This window comes from Sphingomonas sp. PAMC26645 (genome assembly GCF_004795835.1).
Lineage (GTDB): Bacteria > Pseudomonadota > Alphaproteobacteria > Sphingomonadales > Sphingomonadaceae > Sphingomonas.
The window spans coordinates 4,267,683-4,283,956 of sequence record NZ_CP039249.1 but is presented as its reverse complement, the minus strand read 5'-3'; the positions used below and the strand labels follow the sequence as shown (position 1 = coordinate 4,283,956).

The following is a 16,274-nucleotide window of genomic DNA, read 5'->3' as shown; positions in this document are numbered from 1 at the left end:
AAACCCCTCCCCCGACCCCTCCCGCAAGCGGAAGGGGAGCAGAAGGGCCGTCCCACTCCCGCGCCACATCCTCCCTTAATCCGTCATCCCCGCGGAGGCGGGGACCCATAAACTCGGACGGCCGCGCTTCTATCGATGGGCTTGCCCGTATGGATCCCCGCGTGCGCGAGGATGACGGAGCCGAGGCGGGGTACTTGCTCTTTCCCTGATCCGCACCCCCTCAGCCACGATGCCCGAATACCACGCCCGCCCGAAAAAATTTCGCCCCCGGAACCTTTGACATGCCGCACCCCGAGGCACATATGCCGTCCGTTGGCACTCGGTATCCCTGAGTGCCAGAAATCTGTCACAATCCCAAAAGGACATGGATCCCATGAACTTTCGTCCATTGCATGATCGCGTGCTGGTGAAGCGCCTCGAAGCCGAAGAGAAGACGGCTGGCGGCATCATCATCCCCGACACCGCCAAGGAAAAGCCGCAGGAAGGCGAAGTCGTCGCCATCGGCACCGGCACCCGCGCCGAGAACGGCACGATCACCCCGCTGGACGTCAAGACCGGCGACAAGATCCTGTTCGGCAAATGGTCGGGCACCGAGGTCAAGGTCGACGGCGAAGACCTGCTGATCATGAAGGAATCGGACATTCTCGGCATCGTCGGTTGACCCGACGGGCTCGGGATCGTCGGCGTCATGCTGACGTGAACGGGCCGAGAAATGCTGGCTGCGACATCTGCGCCAGCGTCTGCACTTCCTGTACTTCACTTTTTTGAAAGGGCAGCTGACATGGCTTCCAAGGACGTAAAATTCGGTCGTGACGCGCGTGAGCGCATCCTCCGCGGCGTCGACATCCTCGCCGACGCAGTCAAGGTGACCTTGGGCCCCAAGGGCCGCAACGTCGTCATCGACAAGAGCTTCGGCGCACCGCGCATCACCAAGGACGGCGTCACCGTCGCCAAGGAGATCGAGCTCAAGGACAAGTTCGAGAACATGGGTGCGCAGATGCTGCGCGAAGTGGCTTCGAAGACCAACGACATCGCTGGTGACGGCACGACCACCGCAACGGTCCTCGCTCAGGCGATCGTCCGCGAGGGCATGAAGTCGGTCGCAGCGGGCATGAACCCGATGGACCTGAAGCGCGGCATCGATCTCGCCGTCATCAAGGTCGTCGAGGACGTCAAGGCGCGTTCGAAGCCGGTTTCGGGTTCGAAGGAAGTGGCGCAGGTCGGTATCATCTCGGCCAATGGCGACCGTGAAGTTGGCGAGAAGATCGCCGAAGCCATGGAGAAGGTCGGCAAAGAAGGCGTGATCACTGTCGAGGAAGCGAAGGGTCTCGAATTCGAGCTCGACGTCGTCGAGGGCATGCAGTTCGACCGCGGCTATCTGTCGCCGTACTTCATCACCAACCCCGAGAAGATGACCGTCGAGCTTCAGGATCCCTACATCCTGATCCACGAGAAGAAGCTCTCGAACCTGCAGGCGATGCTCCCGATCCTGGAAGCCGTCGTTCAGTCGGGTCGTCCGCTCCTGATCATCGCCGAGGACATCGAGGGTGAGGCTCTGGCCACGCTCGTCGTCAACAAGCTGCGCGGCGGCCTGAAGGTCGCAGCGGTCAAGGCACCGGGCTTCGGCGATCGTCGCAAGGCGATGCTCGAGGACATCGCGATCCTGACCAAGGGCGAGATGATCTCGGAAGACCTCGGCATCAAGCTCGAGACCGTCACGCTCGGCATGCTCGGCACCGCCAAGCGCGTCACGATCGACAAGGACAACACCGTCATCGTCGACGGTGCCGGCGATCACGACACGATCAAGGGCCGCACCGAAGCGATCCGCCAGCAGATCGAGAACACGACCAGCGACTACGACAAGGAGAAGCTCCAGGAGCGTCTCGCCAAGCTTGCCGGCGGCGTTGCCGTGATCAAGGTCGGTGGTTCGTCCGAGGTTGAGGTCAAGGAGCGCAAGGACCGCGTCGACGACGCGCTGCACGCAACCCGCGCAGCCGTCGAAGAAGGCATCGTCCCCGGCGGCGGTACGGCTCTGCTGTACGCAACCAAGGCGCTTGATGGCCTCGAGGGCGCGAACGACGACCAGACGCGCGGTATCGACATCGTGCGCAAGTCGCTGACGGCTCTGGTTCGCCAGATCGCGCAGAACGCCGGTCATGACGGTGCGGTGGTTTCGGGCAAGCTGCTCGACGGCAACGACACGTCGATCGGCTTCAACGCCGCGACCGACACGTACGAGAACCTGGTGGAAGCCGGCGTGATCGATCCGACCAAGGTCGTCCGCACCGCGCTGCAGAACGCAGCATCGGTCGCAGGCCTCCTGATCACGACCGAAGCGGCCGTGAGCGAAATGGCCGAAGACAAGCCTGCCATGCCCATGGGCGGCGGCGGCATGGGCGGCATGGGCGGCATGGACTTCTGATTTCGGACGGGGCCAGCATATGCTGGCCCCGACACGAAATCAGAACGGCCGGCGGGCTGGGCGGCGCAAGCCCCCAGTCCCGTCCGACGAAAAGGACCGGCTTCGCCGGTCCTCCGTTCCGAACAGACGACCAAAGCAAAGGGCCGGGGAGCAATTCCCGGCCCTTTGTTTGTCCGCCCAACCAGCGTATGTCCCCGTCATGGCGAGCGACCCGCACTACCGGCTGCTGACAGCCGAGGAATTCCTCCAGATCGATTTCGGCGCCGACATGAAGGCCGAACTCGACAACGGCGTCATCCGCATGATGGCCGGCGGCACACGCGATCATTCACGCGTGCAAGTGAACCTGACGGCGTTTGTCCGGTCTGCCCTGCGCGGTTCGGGCTGCACACCCTACGGCTCCGACATGGCAGTCCGCACGCAGGATCGATCGGTGCGCTACCCCGATCTCACCATCGATTGCGGCGCGCCCGGCGACCGGCCCGACGATCTGACCCTGTCCGATCCGCGCGTCATCATCGAGATACTGTCCCCATCGACCCGACACTTCGATTTGACCGTCAAGCGAGACGAATACCGCGCGATCGATTCCGTCGACACGCTCGCCTTCGTCGACGTCGATGCCGAGGCGCTGTCGGTTCACCAGCGGATCGAGGGCGGCTGGATCGAAACATTGTTTTCGACCTCGCTTGACCTCGTCATTCCCTCGCTCGGCCTCACGATCCCCCACAGCGAGATCTTCGCTCGCGACTAAACCCGCTACTTCGCTGCCGTCGCTTCGTCCGCGGCAATCTGGTCCAGCGCACGCCACACCACCGGCGCGATGTGGCTCAAGTCGAAGCTGTGATACGCCTCACCGTCGATCGGCACGACCAAAGCCTTGCCACCAGCCGCCGCGCGCAACCGCTCCGCCGCGGCAAACGGCACGACCTCGTCCTTGCGGCCGTGCATCAGCAGCACCGGCACCGTCACGCGACGAATAGCCGCAACATTGTCGAACGCCGCTGCATATAGGCCACGCTCCAGGCCAGGCACGAACCGCGCGAAGGAGTCGAACGCGCCGAGCGTCACGACCCCGTCGACGCCCGCCCCGGCCGATAAATCCGCGGCCACGTGCAACGCCACTGCTGCGCCGAGTCCGTCACCAAACAGGAAGTGCTTGCCCTCTGGCACGAGCCGTTCTGCCAAATCCACAAACGCGCGGCCGTCCTGGTACAGTCCGCGTTCGTCCGGAACGCCCGGATTGTCGCCATAGCCTCGATACGACGCGACGAGCACGCCGCGGCCGTCACGCGCGAAGGCCTGCGCGGCCTTCGCCGCGATGTCGCGATTGCCCGCACGTCCTGGGACATAGATCAGCACCGCGCCGCCCGGTGTTTTCGGCGGCCAGAACCAGCCCTGCAAATGAACTCCGTCAGCCGCGATTGCTTCGACCAGCCTCGGCGTCCGTCCGGTCCATGTCGGCGTCGTTGCGAGCGGGGCAGGCTGGTACAGCGAACGGCCAACCGGATTGACGCAACCGGCGAGCATCGTGGACAATATCGCCGCCGCAATCAGTGGAAATCCGCCCCGCCTCAGGCGTTGCTTTTCCTCCACGCGCAGGCCCAGCCTGGCGTTTGCCGCAGCATCGATCATCGCACCCTCTCTATTTGCGCCGATACTAAGATCTGCTCGTCAATTGGGCTCCAGAAATTCTTTCCAATTCAGGGGTTTGTAATTCAGTTTCCTCCGCTCTCACGCGGAAGGTGCAACCGTCATGGGTTCCCGCTACCATCGCGGCATGACCGCAGGACGCATCGATCAGTTGACCGAAGCCCAACGCGCCTGTCTCCGGCTCGTACTGACCCATCACAACTCGAAGGAGATCGCGCTGATCGTCGGCGTGTCGCCGTCTGCGATCGACAAGCGGATCGAGCGTGCGATCCAGATCCTCGGCGTCGGCACGCGGTTCGAGGCGGCCCGTCGGCTGCAAGACCATGAGCGTGAGGGGGTGGACGATGTCCTGCTCGCTCGCGACCGTCCTGCGTCCAACGCTGGTACCCTTGCCGAGCCAGCATTACCTGCCGAACAGGCCGGCGCATACGAACGGCTACCATCCGAACCACTCGACGTTCCCTCCACCCCCTCCAAGTCTGCAAGCAGCGATCAGATCGAGCCATGGGGGTTTGTTCGCCGCTTCCTTGGGTTGTCCCGTGGCAGCGGATCGACGGGGGGCGCGCGCAATCGGTTTTCGATCGGCGACAGGATATTTCGACTGCTTGCACTCATGGGACTGATCGCTGTCACGTCGATGGCGGTGGTCAACATGGCGATGACGTTGACGACGCTGTTACGATCGAACCGAGAGCAGAACGCTCCTGTGCACGGCACCGCAACGTCGGTGCCCAGGGGAGGAATTTCGATGTTGAGGGAACGACGCCGCGCCGCCGACAGGGTAGCCAATGACTTTCTCGAGGCAGAGGCCGCGGTCGACAAGGCCGCGATGCTCACCGCTTCGTGCATGGCGACGCTGATGCAGCAGCGCGTTGCGGCGAACCTGCCGCTCGGCACCGGCGCTGCCGCGTTACAGATGGTATCGCAGGCATCGTTCGAGATGGTCGCCGTCCGGCAGCGCTTCATCGATGCACACCGTGCGTTGGTCGATGTCCGTACCGAGATCGGTCTCGGCCAGTTCTACGGCTACGGCGACACCGCGGAATGCCCGCCGAACGAGGGCACGCTGCGGCTTGCGACCGAATTCGACGCCCCGGTCCATCTGGCCGCGGTCGCCTGAACGACCGACTGACGGTCCTGCGGAGATAAGAGTTGGATCGGGTCTGGGTGTTCTACGCGATACAGTTGACCGCGTCCGGCTACGCGCTCCTGCGGGGCGGGGCACCGGAGCGGTTGACGGGCCTGGCCCTGTTGCTGGCAGCGCTCTCCACCAGCGTCATCCAGCGCGACATCCCGGTATTGTTCGCCGGGATGGAGGTCGGTGTCATGGTCGTCGACCTGATCCTGCTTGTCGTGATGATCATGATCACGTTGCATGCCGATCGCTTCTGGCCAGCCTGGGTCACCGCGCTCCACGCATTGGGGACGGGGGCTCATCTGGCCAAGGCGATCAGCCCTGACGTCATCCGGCTCGTCTATGCCGTCCTCTCTGCCGTCTGGAGTTATCCCATCGTTCTGCTTCTCGTGATCGGGACGGTCAGGCATTCGCGGCGGATCCAGGCCCAGGGCTGGGATCTCGACTGGAGTCGTCAGGACCGCACGATCCGATAAGCGAATTCGGAAGACGTTTATGACCTACGCACTTGCCATGGCGCCGATCAATATCGCCAAGCGCGCGACGCCGTTCGCCGTATCGGATACCGTTCTGGTCGATATGGCCCGGCGGCTGTACGAACTCCGCAAGGTCCGGGATGCGATGCTTGGCGACGCGCTGTTCTCGGAACCTGCCTGGGATATCCTACTGGATCTGTTCATCTCGGAACACGAGCAACGCCGGCTGAGCGTCTCGGCGGTCTGCATCGGCGCGCGGGCGCCATCGGCCACCGCGCTACGCTATCTGACGATGTTGCAGGATGCCGACCTGGTCGAACGCATTCGCGATGCCCGCGACGGCCGCCGATCGCACGTTCAGCTAACCGTGCTCGGTCGACTGCGCATGACGAACCTGCTGGGTCGGCTAGTCGACGCGTAGCCGAACAGGAAAACGCTCAGGGCAGGTCGCCTCTAAAGAAACGGGACCTGCCCTTCGTCGGGCCCTAGCGTGCCGCCGCCAGCTCGCGCGGCGTCACGATCTTCACCAGCGTATTGACCGCTTGGCGGGTCGGCAGGGGGCCGGATGCGGTCAATGTCTTCGCCGCATCGTTCCAACGAAGAACAGCGCTAGATCCGCTGCCCTTCTTGTAACCATTGGTCACGCCGTCATCGTCGTACAGCGTGAAGCTCGCGTCACGGCCGGGATAGACCTTGATCGTCTCGAGCGCCTGTTTCGTCGCAGTGCTCGGCACCTGCACGCCCATCGGGACGATCGAACCCGCGCGGACGAACAGTGGAATGCGGTCGATTGGCGCTGCGGCCAAAATCGTCTGACCACCGGCAAACCGCTGATCGGTCCAATAATCATACCATTCTGAACCGGCCGGCAGATAGACCTTGCGGCTGGTGGCGCCTTGTTCCGTGACCGGTGCTACCAGGAAGGCCGGGCCGAACATATATTCGTCGCCGATCGTCGCGACGGCGGGGTCGTTCGGGAAGTCCATGAACAGCGCGCGCATGAACGGCGCCCCCGTCTTGTAGGTCTGATAGCCGAGCGAATAGAGATACGGGATCAGCGCATATCGCAGCTTCAGGAAGCCCGCGAGCACCGGTTCCGCCGCCGCACCGTAATCCCAGATCGCCGTCGCCGGACGCTGGCCGTGAATGCGCAGCGTCGGCGTGAAGCTGTTATACGCGAACCAGCGCGTGAATAGTTCGGGATAGTCTGTGTAGCTCGGCGACATCGCGGTCGCACCCGCCGGATCAAGCAACGGCGCATGTTCCGCCTTCGGGCCGTTCGGATACTGCCAGCCGCCGGTGTCGCTGCTCCAATACGCCATGCCGGTCGCGGTAAAGCCGAGCCCCGCGGGAACTTGGCGGTGCAGCGTTTCCCAGTTCGCCTGCACGTCCGACGACCAGAACAGCGCGCCGTTCCGCTGCGTCCCAAGATAGGCGGCTCGCGCGAGGATCAGGTTGCGGAAGTCGGGCCGGTCGCGCGCGGACCCTTCCGCGACGCTGTTGGTGTGCACCAGCGGATAGAGGTTGTGATACCGGTCGCCCGACCCGATCGAGAAGAAATTGCCGTCCGGCACGAGATCCGGCTCGGTCTCGTCGAGCCAAAACCAGTCAAAGCCCTGGCTCGCGATATTGTCGCGGATCCGGTCCCAGAACCAGCCGCGCGCATCCGGATTGGTCGAATCGAGCAGCGCGCCGGCACGGTCCGAACGGATCGGTAGGCCGTCCACCACGCCGCCGTCCTTGTCCTTCAGCAGCCACCCCTTGGTGCCCAGGAAATTGAAATAGCGCGATTCCTTCTCGAACCGCGGCCACACGCTGATGATCGAGTGCATCCCCATGCTCTTCAGCGTGTCGTTCATGCCCTTGGGATCGGGGAAATAGGTGCGGTCGATGTCGAGTTGGCCCATTCGCGTCCAGTAGAACCAGTCGAGCACCATCACGTCGAGCGGCAGCCCGCGCTTCCGGTAGCCGCTGGCGACACCGAGCAGTTCGGCCTGCGTCTCGTAGCGTGCCTTGGACTGGATCAGCCCGAATGCGGCCTTTGGCGGCAGCGGCGTCGCGCCGGTCAGCTTGGCATAACCGGCGTACAATTCGTCGGTGGTGTTGCCCGTGATGACGAAGAACGACACGCGTTCGCCGACGGTCGACTGCCAGTGAGTCGAATTCGACAGGCCGGGGGAGACAGTGGTCGCCGACGGATTGTCCCAGACGATGCCGTAGCCCTTGTTGGTGACCATGAACGGCACGCACACCGTCTCGCCCGCCGGCGCGTCGTAATTGTGGCGGCAATCGATCGTCCGGCCCTTGAGATCGAGCACGCCTTCCTGGTTCTGGCCGAGCCCGTAATAATGCTCGTTCGGCTGCACCGCGAAGCTTGCACCGACGCGGAACGTCTTTTCGCCGTTGACGGTCTGCGGCGACATCTCCCAGCCGGTCATCTCGGCGATCGTCGAACCATCGGGCTTGCGCACGGCGACGGACACGGGCGGCAGCGACGGCGCGAAATAGCGCTGCATCTGCGACGGCGCCTTTGGCCAGGGCTGTGCCTTGACGGTCAACGCCATTGCGCTGGAAGCGAACACGTCGCCGCTTGCGTCGGTGCCGTGCGTCCAGCCTGTCGCGTTCGACTTTGCGTTGGGGCCTTCGCCCGGTGGCGCATCGGCCAGCGCGCGATCGAGCGAAATGGTGACCCGGACGATGTTCGGCGCATAGGGTTCGATCGCGACGAGGCTTCCGTTGCGGTCGAGCGTCGCGAGCGGATCGGCCTTTGCATGCGTCATGATTGCCGACGTCAGGCACGTGCCCATCAACAGGAGGCGCGCGGCAGAAGGGAGGGTCGGCATAGTATCGTATCTTCCGTAAGCTCAGGCCGCGCGGGCGCCGTGTTCACCCGCAAGCATGCTCGGCTTGCAGTCGGAATGCCAGATATCACGTGGTCGTAAATCGGCTCGGGATGCGCGAACGGACAGGGGGCAATGTGACGGGTTCGGAAGTGGCGATGTCGCTCGGGGGTAGGCTAGTCGCTGCCGATCAGGCATGGCGTCCAGCGTCTAACGAGGTGAACGAGCAGATGGACGACCGAGCGACGATGCCGCGGATTGCGGGGCCCGAGGATCATGTCGTCGTCGTCGGGGGCGGATTTTCGGGAGCGCTGTTCGCAGTCAATCTGATGCGGCACGAGGGGCCGCGCGTGACCTTGATCGAACGGCGAGACCGGCAGCTTGCGCGTGGTGTCGCGTATAGTGCGGCGCATCCGGATCACTTGCTCAACGTCCGCGCGGGGAACATGAGCGCGTTGCCCGACGATCCCGACCACTTCGTCCGCTGGCTCGAGGCGCACGGCAAGGGCGACCGCAAGACCTTCGTTCCGCGCACGACGTATGGCGCGTATCTGCGCGAACTGCTCGATGCGACCATCGCGGAGTCGGACGGGCGGCTGGTGCATGTCGAGGGCGAGGTCTGCGCGATCGATCCGGTCGAAGACGACGGCGTGGCGCTGACGATGGCGGATGGGCGCAAGATCGCGGCCGACACCGCGGTGCTCGCACTTGGAAACCTGCCGCCGCATACGCCGCCGGGCTTGAAGCCGGATGCCCTGCCAGTCGGCGTCTACTACGCGGACCCTTGGGCGGCGGATTTAGCCACGGGCTTGAGCGCGGAGGATACCGTCGTGCTGGTCGGAACTGGACTGACCGCGATCGACGCGGCGTTGCTGCTCGATGCTCAAGGGTTTGCCGGGCATATCCTGGCGACGTCGCGGCGCGGGTTGTCGCCGCGGCGGCACGTCGATGGCGCGCCGGCGCACCGCGGCGTCTCGGACAAACCGCAGGGTGGGCTGACCGACCTCGTCCGCCATGTCCGCGCGCGAGCCGCCGAAGAGGGCTGGCGCTGCGCAGTCGACGAGCTTCGGCCGGTCACGCAGATGCTGTGGGCGGCGGCGTCGCAGGAGGTGCGCGGGCGCTTCCTTCGCCATCTGCGACCCTATTGGGACGTCCATCGCCACCGCCTCGCACCGGCGGTTGCGGACCGTGTCGAGGCACTCGTCGCGACCGGGCGGTTGACCTTCGCGGCGGGCAAGATCGTTTCCGCCGAAGCCGACGGAACGCAGGCAAAGCTGACGTGGCGACCACGGGGCGAGACCGACCCGGTCGTCACGCGCGCGGTGCGGATCGTGAACTGCACCGGGCCGCAGGGCGACCTACTGCGCTCGGAGCAGCCGCTCGTGAAGCACCTGCTCGCGGCGAGCGCGATCCGACCCGATCCGTTGCGGCTGGGCGTCGACGTCGATGCGCAGTCGCGCGCGATCCGCGCCGACGGGACGCCCGACGATCGTATCCACTGTATCGGACCGATGACTCGCGGCGGACTGTGGGAGGTCGTCGCGGTGCCCGATATCCGCGTCCAGAGCTGGGATCTCGCGCGGCGTCTGTCCAATGCGCAATGGGTCGGGGGCGAAGGCCTTTGACCGCGATCCGGCGCTTTTTCTCGGGCGATGCGGCGGGCGCGATCGTGCTGCTCGCGGCGGCGATAGCGGCACTGATCGTTGCAAATTCACCGCTCGCGTCAACGTACTTCTCCACTCTGCACCACGTAGTCGGCGGGATGAGCGTCCATCACTGGATCGACGACGGTGCGATGGCGCTGTTCTTCCTGCTGATCGGGCTGGAGGTGAAGAGCGAGTTCGTCTCGGGGCATCTCTCGACCTGGGGCGAGCGCATCATGCCCGGTGCGGCGGCGCTCGCGGGCATGGCGGTGCCGGCGGGCCTCTATGTGCTCGTCAACATGGATACGGCCGCCAATCTGCGCGGCTGGGCTATCCCGGCGGCGACCGACATCGCGTTCGCGCTCGGCATCCTGGCCCTGCTCGGGTCGCGCGTACCGACCTCTTTGAAAGTGTTGTTGACGGCGATCGCGGTGATCGACGACCTGCTCGCGATCCTCGTCATCGCGCTGTTCTATACCGGCCATATCGCGCTGCTGCCGTTGCTTGCGGCGGGCGCCGGGCTCGGCGTGCTCGTCATCCTGAACCTGTCGGGCGTGCGGTCGCTGGTGCCGTACCTGCTGATCGGTGTCGGCATCTGGTACGGTGTCCTGCTGTCGGGCGTCCATGCGACGCTCGCCGGCGTGGCGGTCGCGTTCACGATTCCGCTGCGGACGGGGGACGGCCGACCGCCGCTCAAACGTCTCGAACACGCACTTCAACCCTGGTCGAGTTTCTTGATCGTGCCGGCGTTCGGGTTCGCCAACGCCGGGATCGCGTTCGGCGAGATGGTGGCGGACGACGTGATCGCGCCACTGCCGGTCGGGATCATGCTCGGGCTGTTCCTCGGCAAGCAGATCGGCATCTTCGCGACGATCCGTGGGCTCGTGACCTTCCGGCTAGCCGAAGCGCCCAAGAACGCGAACTGGGCCCAGGTCTACGGCATGGCAGTGCTGTGCGGGATTGGCTTTACGATGAGCCTGTTCATCGGCGGGCTCGCATTCGCCGGTGCACCGCACGCGATGGACTCGGTGAAGATCGGCGTATTCGCCGGTTCTATCCTGTCGGGCGTCGCCGGGTGGGTATTGCTACGCCGCGCCGCAGCATAATTCCGACAATGCTACGCGAAACATACGCGTAAGCCCGGCAATCGATCTCGAATTGCTACGTCGCCGGAGCCTAATTGCCAGTCCTCGCGAACCGCCATCCTTTCGGCGGCACGCGCATGGGGACCACAATGCACATTCTTCGTTTCGTCGCCGCCGCCGGTATCCTGACCGGCCTCGCCACGCCCGCGTTCGCGCAGGATACCGCGCCGCCGTCTCCCGTGACCGTCAGCGGTTCGGTGACGCTCGCGACCGATTACCGCCTGCGCGGCGTGTCGCAGTCGGACAAGGACAGCGCGATCCAGGGCGGGCTGACGATCGCGCACCAGAGCGGCGTGTATGTCGGCGCCTGGGGATCGAACCTGTCGGGCTGGGGCACGTTCGGCGGCTCGAACATGGAGCTCGACCTGATCGGCGGCTACAAGCACAAGCTCGCGGACAACGCGACGATCGACGTCGGCCTGACCTGGTACATGTATCCGGGCGGCGCCTCGAAGACGGACTATGCCGAGCCCTATGTGAAGCTCAGCGGCACGACTGGCCCAGCGACGCTGACCGCTAGCGCCTTCTATGCGCCCAAGCAGCAGGCGCTCGGCAAATGGTATCGCACCGGCGCCGATGCCGCGGCGGGAGTCTACACCGACGCGGGCGACAAGGAGGACAATCTGTACCTGACCGGCGACGGCGCATTCGCGCTTCCCGGCACGCCGGTCACCGCCAAGGCGCATATCGGCCATAGCTGGGGCAATGACGGCCTCGGGCCCAACGCGACCAGCGCGGCGCCGACCGGCGACTATTGGGATTGGTCGCTCGGTGCGGACACCACGTATAAGAATCTGACGCTGAACGTGAGCTATGTCGACACCGACATCACGCGTCGCAGTGCTGCGTATCTCCAGCCGAGCTTCTCGCGCGGCCAGGACGGCACCGGATCGATCGCCGACGGCACGATCGTTGCCTCGCTCACCGCCGCCTTCTGAAGGATCGACCGATGCAGGATCTACTCTGGATAGCGTTCATGGTCGGACTGGTGGCGGCGACGCTCGCCTATGTCCGCCTGTGCGACAACGCCTGAGCCCATGAGGACACCATCATGACCCTCGACCTCTGGCTCGCCGCGATCGTCGCGCTCGGGCTGCTGTTTTACCTCGTGGCGGTGCTCATCCGCCCCGAACGCTTTTAGGAGCGCGTCCTCATGACATTCGAAGGATGGATCCTCATCCTGGGCTTCGTCGGCATATTGCTGGCGTTGACCAAACCCGTCGGTATGTGGCTGTTCGCCTTGTACGAAGGCCGTCGCACGCCGATCCACGCCATCCTCGGCCCCGTCGAGACCGGCTTCTACAAGCTCAGCGGCATCGATCCGAAACAGGAGCAGGGCTGGCGCCGCTACGCGCTGCACATGATCATGTTCAACGCGATGCTGATGGCGCTGACCTACGCGGTGCTGCGTCTGCAAGGCGTGCTCCCCGGCAATCCACAGGGTCTCGCGGGGCTCAGCCCCCATCTCGCGTTCAACACCGCGATCAGCTTCACGACGAACACCAATTGGCAGAGCTATGGTGGCGAATCCACCATGTCGAACTTCAGCCAGATGTTCGGCCTGACGATCCACAACTTCCTGTCGGCGGCCACCGGCATCGCGCTGGCGTTCGCGCTGTTCCGCGGGTTCGCGCGGCGATCGAGCGCGACGATCGGTAATTTCTGGGCCGATATGATGCGCGTCACGCTGTACGTGCTGCTGCCGATCTGCGTCGTCGTGACGCTCTTCTACATCGCCAGCGGCGTGCCGCAGACGATGGCCGGCACGGTCGACATCTCCACGCTCGAAGGGCTCAAGCAGACGCTGGTCCTCGGCCCCGTGGCGAGCCAGGAAGCGATCAAGATGCTCGGCACCAATGGTGGCGGCTTCTTCAACGCGAACTCGGCGCATCCGTTCGAAAACCCGACCGCGCTCGTCAACCTCGTGCAGATGCTGTCGATCTTCCTGATCGGCTTCGGCCTCACCTGGACGTTCGGCAAGGCCGTCGGCAACACCAGGCAGGGCTGGGCGATCCTCTCGGCAATGCTCGTGCTGTTCCTCGCCGGCGTCACCGTAACCTATTGGCAGGAAGCCGCGGGCAACCCGATCCTCCACAATATCGGCGTCGCGGGCGGCAACATGGAAGGCAAGGAGGTCCGCTTCGGGATCGCCGCGTCCGCCCTGTTCTCGGTCGTCACCACCGCCGCATCGTGCGGCGCGGTCAACGCCATGCACGACAGCTTCACCGCGCTCGGCGGCATGATCCCGCTGCTTAACATCCAGCTCGGCGAAGTCGTCATCGGCGGCGTCGGCGCAGGCATCTACGGCTTCCTGCTGTTCGCCATCCTGGCCGTGTTCGTCGCGGGCCTGATGGTCGGCCGCACGCCCGAATATGTCGGCAAGAAGATCGAGGCGCGCGAAGTGAAACTGGCGGTGCTGGCGATCGCCATCCTGCCGCTCGTCATCGTCGGCTTCACCGCGCTCAGCGCCGTGCTGCCCGACGGGCTCGCGGGGCCGCTCAACAAGGGGCCGCACGGGTTCAGCGAGATCCTCTACGCATTCACCAGCGCGGTCGGGAACAACGGGTCGGCGTTCGCCGGACTCACCGCCAACACGCCGTATTACAACGGCTTGCTGGGGGTCGCGATGTGGCTCGGGCGCTTCTTCATCATCGTGCCGATGCTCGCCATCGCCGGTGGTCTCGCGGCCAAGAAGTACACGCCGGAGAGCTCAGGCTCGTTCCCGACGACGGGCGCACTGTGGGTCGGCCTGCTGGTCGGGATCATCCTGATCGTCGGTGGCCTGACCTTCCTGCCGAGCCTCGCGCTCGGTCCCATCGCCGATCATCTCGCGATGATCAGCGGCAAAACCTTCTGACGGGACAAGCCAAAATGGCACGCACCCCTACCAAGTCGCTGTTCACAGCCGACTTGATCGTTCCCGCGATCGGCGACGCTTTCCGCAAGCTCGATCCGCGGCAGTTGATCCGCAACCCGGTGATGTTCGTCACCGCCGTCGTCGCCACGCTGTTGACGATCCTCGTCAATTTCGGCGGCGACGGGCTCTCGGTCGGCTTCAAGATACAGCTGGTGATCTGGCTGTGGCTCACCGTGCTGTTCGGCACCTTTGCCGAAGCGCTGGCCGAAGGCCGCGGCAAGGCGCAGGCCGCGTCGTTGCGCGCGACCAAGGCTGAGCTGACCGCCCGCCGCATGAAGGGCGACCAGGTCGAGTCCGTCCCCGCCAGCATGCTGCGCGCGGGCGACATCGTCCTGGTAACGATGGGCGACCTGATCCCGGCTGACGGCGAAGTCGTCTGGGGCGTCGCCTCGGTCAACGAAGCCGCGATCACCGGCGAAAGCGCGCCGGTGATCCGCGAGGCGGGCGGCGATCGCTCCGCCGTCACGGCGGGCACGCGCGTCATCTCCGACGAGATCCGCGTGAAGGTCACCGCCAACCCCGGCGAAGGCTTTCTCGACCGCATGATCGCGCTGGTCGAAGGCGCCGAGCGGCAGAAGACGCCGAACGAGATCGCGCTGACGCTGTTGCTCGTCGGCCTGACGATCATCTTCCTGATCGCGGTCGGGACGATCCCCGGGTTTGCCAGCTATGCCGGCGGCCGCGTGCCGGTCGCGATCCTGGCGGCGCTGCTGATCACGCTGATCCCGACGACCATTGCGGCGCTGCTGTCGGCGATCGGTATCGCGGGCATGGACCGACTGGTGCGCTTCAACGTGCTGGCGAAGTCCGGCCGTGCGGTCGAGGCGGCGGGCGATATCGACGTCCTGCTGCTCGACAAGACCGGCACGATCACGATCGGCGACCGTCAGGCGAGCGAGTTCCGCTCAGTCGGTGGCACGCGTGACGAGGAACTGGCCGAGGCGGCGTTGCTGGCGAGCCTCGCGGACGAGACGCCCGAGGGCCGCTCAATCGTGGTGCTGGCGCGTGACAAGTTCGGTGTGACGACGAGTGCGTTGCCGGACGATGCGGAAGTCATCCCGTTCACCGCGCAGACGCGCATCTCGGGCGTGAAGGTAAACGGTTCGCTGATCCAGAAGGGCGCCGTCGACTCGATCCTGAAGGCCAATCCGGGGGCAGGGGCGACCGCCGCCGCCACCGAACTGCGCCGCATCACCGACGAGATCGCCCGTGCCGGCGGTACCCCGCTGGCGGTAGCGATGGACGGGCGGCTGCTCGGTGCGATCTTCCTCAAGGACGTCGTGAAGGCCGGCATCCGCGAACGCTTCGGCGAGCTGCGCGCGATGGGCATCCGCACGGTGATGATCACCGGCGACAACCCGCTCACCGCCGCCGCCATCGCCGCCGAGGCGGGCGTCGACGACTTCCTCGCGCAGGCGACGCCCGAGGACAAGCTCGACCTGATCCGCAAGGAACAGCAGGGGGGCAGGCTGGTCGCGATGTGCGGCGACGGTACCAACGACGCGCCGGCTTTGGCCCAAGCCGATGTCGGCGTGGCGATGAACACCGGCACGCAAGCCGCGCGCGAGGCGGGCAACATGGTCGACCTCGACAGCGATCCGACCAAGCTGATCGAGATCGTCGGTCTCGGGAAGCAACTCCTGATGACCCGCGGTGCGCTGACGACCTTCTCGGTCGCGAACGACGTGGCGAAGTATTTCGCGATCATCCCGGCGATGTTCGTCGCGCTCTATCCGGGGCTTGGCGTGCTGAACGTGATGCGGCTCGGTTCGCCGGAGAGTGCGATCCTGTCGGCGATCATCTTCAACGCGATCATCATCCCGATGCTGGTCCCACTCGCGCTGAAGGGCGTCGCGTACAAGCCGATGGCCGCGGGGCCGCTGCTCGCGCGGAACTTGGCGGTGTATGGGCTGGGGGGGCTGATCGCGCCGTTCGTGGGGATCAAGCTGATCGACCTGCTGGTCGGTGCGCTGGGGCTGGCCTGATGATCCAGACCAGTCCGTTGCGCGCACATGCACCCTCGCACCGACCCCCAACACC

14 protein-coding genes are annotated in these 16,274 nt (G+C 65.1%); 12 read left to right on the top strand and 2 right to left on the bottom strand.

Annotated elements, in window-relative coordinates:
• Positions 1-373: 373 nt before the first annotated feature.
• The 3 genes from groES (at position 374) to E5673_RS19480 (ending at position 3,179) form a co-directional block, all read left to right on the top strand.
• Positions 374-661: a co-chaperone GroES gene (gene groES, locus E5673_RS19490; protein ID WP_056052039.1), complete on the top strand. Its 288-nt coding sequence runs from the start codon at positions 374-376 to the stop codon at positions 659-661.
• Positions 662-781: 120 nt separating this feature from the next.
• The gene (gene groL, locus E5673_RS19485; RefSeq protein ID WP_056065680.1) at positions 782-2,425 is read left to right on the top strand and encodes a chaperonin GroEL; all 1,644 of its coding nucleotides are present in this window, start codon (positions 782-784) and stop codon (positions 2,423-2,425) included.
• A gap of 199 nt (positions 2,426-2,624) precedes the next feature.
• Positions 2,625-3,179, top strand: a complete 555-nt coding sequence (locus E5673_RS19480) for a Uma2 family endonuclease (RefSeq protein WP_136191265.1) — start codon at positions 2,625-2,627, stop codon at positions 3,177-3,179.
• Positions 3,180-3,184: 5 nt separating this feature from the next.
• Here the strand turns inward: E5673_RS19480 and E5673_RS19475 are convergent, their stop codons facing one another.
• Positions 3,185-4,060, bottom strand: coding sequence for an alpha/beta hydrolase (locus tag E5673_RS19475; RefSeq protein WP_136191264.1), 876 nt, complete (start codon positions 4,058-4,060; stop codon positions 3,185-3,187).
• Between the two features lie 145 nt (positions 4,061-4,205).
• On the opposite strand from E5673_RS19475, the gene E5673_RS19470 reads away from it, so the two are divergent.
• The 3 genes from E5673_RS19470 to E5673_RS19460 are packed head-to-tail and all read left to right on the top strand — an operon-like array spanning position 4,206 to position 6,110.
• Entirely contained in the window at positions 4,206-5,198 is a 993-nt protein-coding gene (locus E5673_RS19470; protein WP_136191263.1) for a sigma factor-like helix-turn-helix DNA-binding protein, read from the top strand.
• Positions 5,199-5,245: 47 nt separating this feature from the next.
• On the top strand, positions 5,246-5,689 hold the full coding sequence (locus tag E5673_RS19465) for a hypothetical protein (protein WP_056489716.1): 444 nt from the start codon (positions 5,246-5,248) through the stop codon (positions 5,687-5,689).
• Between the two features lie 19 nt (positions 5,690-5,708).
• Positions 5,709-6,110, top strand: coding sequence for a winged helix DNA-binding protein (locus E5673_RS19460; protein ID WP_136191262.1), 402 nt, complete (start codon positions 5,709-5,711; stop codon positions 6,108-6,110).
• A 64-nt stretch (positions 6,111-6,174) separates the two neighbouring features.
• Here E5673_RS19460 and E5673_RS19455 read toward each other — a convergent pair whose 3' ends face one another.
• Complete coding sequence (locus E5673_RS19455; protein WP_247599707.1) at positions 6,175-8,496, bottom strand: glycoside hydrolase family 31 protein; 2,322 nt, start codon at positions 8,494-8,496, stop codon at positions 6,175-6,177.
• A gap of 263 nt (positions 8,497-8,759) precedes the next feature.
• Between E5673_RS19455 and E5673_RS19450 the strand changes: the two genes are divergently transcribed.
• The 6 genes from E5673_RS19450 (at position 8,760) to kdpB (ending at position 16,219) form a co-directional block, all read left to right on the top strand.
• The gene (locus E5673_RS19450; protein WP_136191647.1) at positions 8,760-10,154 is read left to right on the top strand and encodes an FAD/NAD(P)-binding protein; all 1,395 of its coding nucleotides are present in this window, start codon (positions 8,760-8,762) and stop codon (positions 10,152-10,154) included.
• Positions 10,151-11,278 (top strand): Na+/H+ antiporter NhaA, encoded by a 1,128-nt coding sequence (gene nhaA / locus E5673_RS19445; protein WP_348769876.1) that lies wholly within the window; start codon positions 10,151-10,153, stop codon positions 11,276-11,278. Before E5673_RS19450 ends, nhaA begins: the two co-directional genes overlap by 4 nt.
• A gap of 128 nt (positions 11,279-11,406) precedes the next feature.
• Positions 11,407-12,255 carry a TorF family putative porin gene (locus E5673_RS19440; protein ID WP_136191259.1) on the top strand — a complete coding sequence of 283 codons (849 nt, stop codon included), beginning with the start codon at positions 11,407-11,409 and terminating at the stop codon, positions 12,253-12,255.
• Positions 12,256-12,368: 113 nt separating this feature from the next.
• Entirely contained in the window at positions 12,369-12,458 is a 90-nt protein-coding gene (gene kdpF, locus E5673_RS19435; RefSeq protein WP_055875324.1) for a K(+)-transporting ATPase subunit F, read from the top strand.
• Positions 12,459-12,470: 12 nt separating this feature from the next.
• Positions 12,471-14,174, top strand: coding sequence for a potassium-transporting ATPase subunit KdpA (gene kdpA, locus E5673_RS19430; RefSeq protein WP_136191258.1), 1,704 nt, complete (start codon positions 12,471-12,473; stop codon positions 14,172-14,174).
• Between the two features lie 14 nt (positions 14,175-14,188).
• Positions 14,189-16,219 carry a potassium-transporting ATPase subunit KdpB gene (gene kdpB / locus E5673_RS19425; RefSeq protein WP_136191257.1) on the top strand — a complete coding sequence of 677 codons (2,031 nt, stop codon included), beginning with the start codon at positions 14,189-14,191 and terminating at the stop codon, positions 16,217-16,219.
• The last annotated feature ends 55 nt before the right edge of the window (positions 16,220-16,274 follow it).

Coding starts and splice junctions, on each gene's coding strand:
- groES (WP_056052039.1), top strand. CDS start 374: ATGAACTTTCGTCCATTGCATGATCGCGTGCTGGTGAAGCGCCTCGAA.
- groL (WP_056065680.1), top strand. CDS start 782: ATGGCTTCCAAGGACGTAAAATTCGGTCGTGACGCGCGTGAGCGCATC.
- E5673_RS19480 (WP_136191265.1), top strand. CDS start 2,625: ATGGCGAGCGACCCGCACTACCGGCTGCTGACAGCCGAGGAATTCCTC.
- E5673_RS19475 (WP_136191264.1), bottom strand. CDS start 4,060: ATGATCGATGCTGCGGCAAACGCCAGGCTGGGCCTGCGCGTGGAGGAA.
- E5673_RS19470 (WP_136191263.1), top strand. CDS start 4,206: ATGACCGCAGGACGCATCGATCAGTTGACCGAAGCCCAACGCGCCTGT.
- E5673_RS19460 (WP_136191262.1), top strand. CDS start 5,709: ATGACCTACGCACTTGCCATGGCGCCGATCAATATCGCCAAGCGCGCG.
- E5673_RS19455 (WP_247599707.1), bottom strand. CDS start 8,496: ATGGGCACGTGCCTGACGTCGGCAATCATGACGCATGCAAAGGCCGAT.
- E5673_RS19450 (WP_136191647.1), top strand. CDS start 8,760: ATGGACGACCGAGCGACGATGCCGCGGATTGCGGGGCCCGAGGATCAT.
- E5673_RS19440 (WP_136191259.1), top strand. CDS start 11,407: ATGCACATTCTTCGTTTCGTCGCCGCCGCCGGTATCCTGACCGGCCTC.
- kdpF (WP_055875324.1), top strand. CDS start 12,369: ATGACCCTCGACCTCTGGCTCGCCGCGATCGTCGCGCTCGGGCTGCTG.
- kdpA (WP_136191258.1), top strand. CDS start 12,471: ATGACATTCGAAGGATGGATCCTCATCCTGGGCTTCGTCGGCATATTG.
- kdpB (WP_136191257.1), top strand. CDS start 14,189: ATGGCACGCACCCCTACCAAGTCGCTGTTCACAGCCGACTTGATCGTT.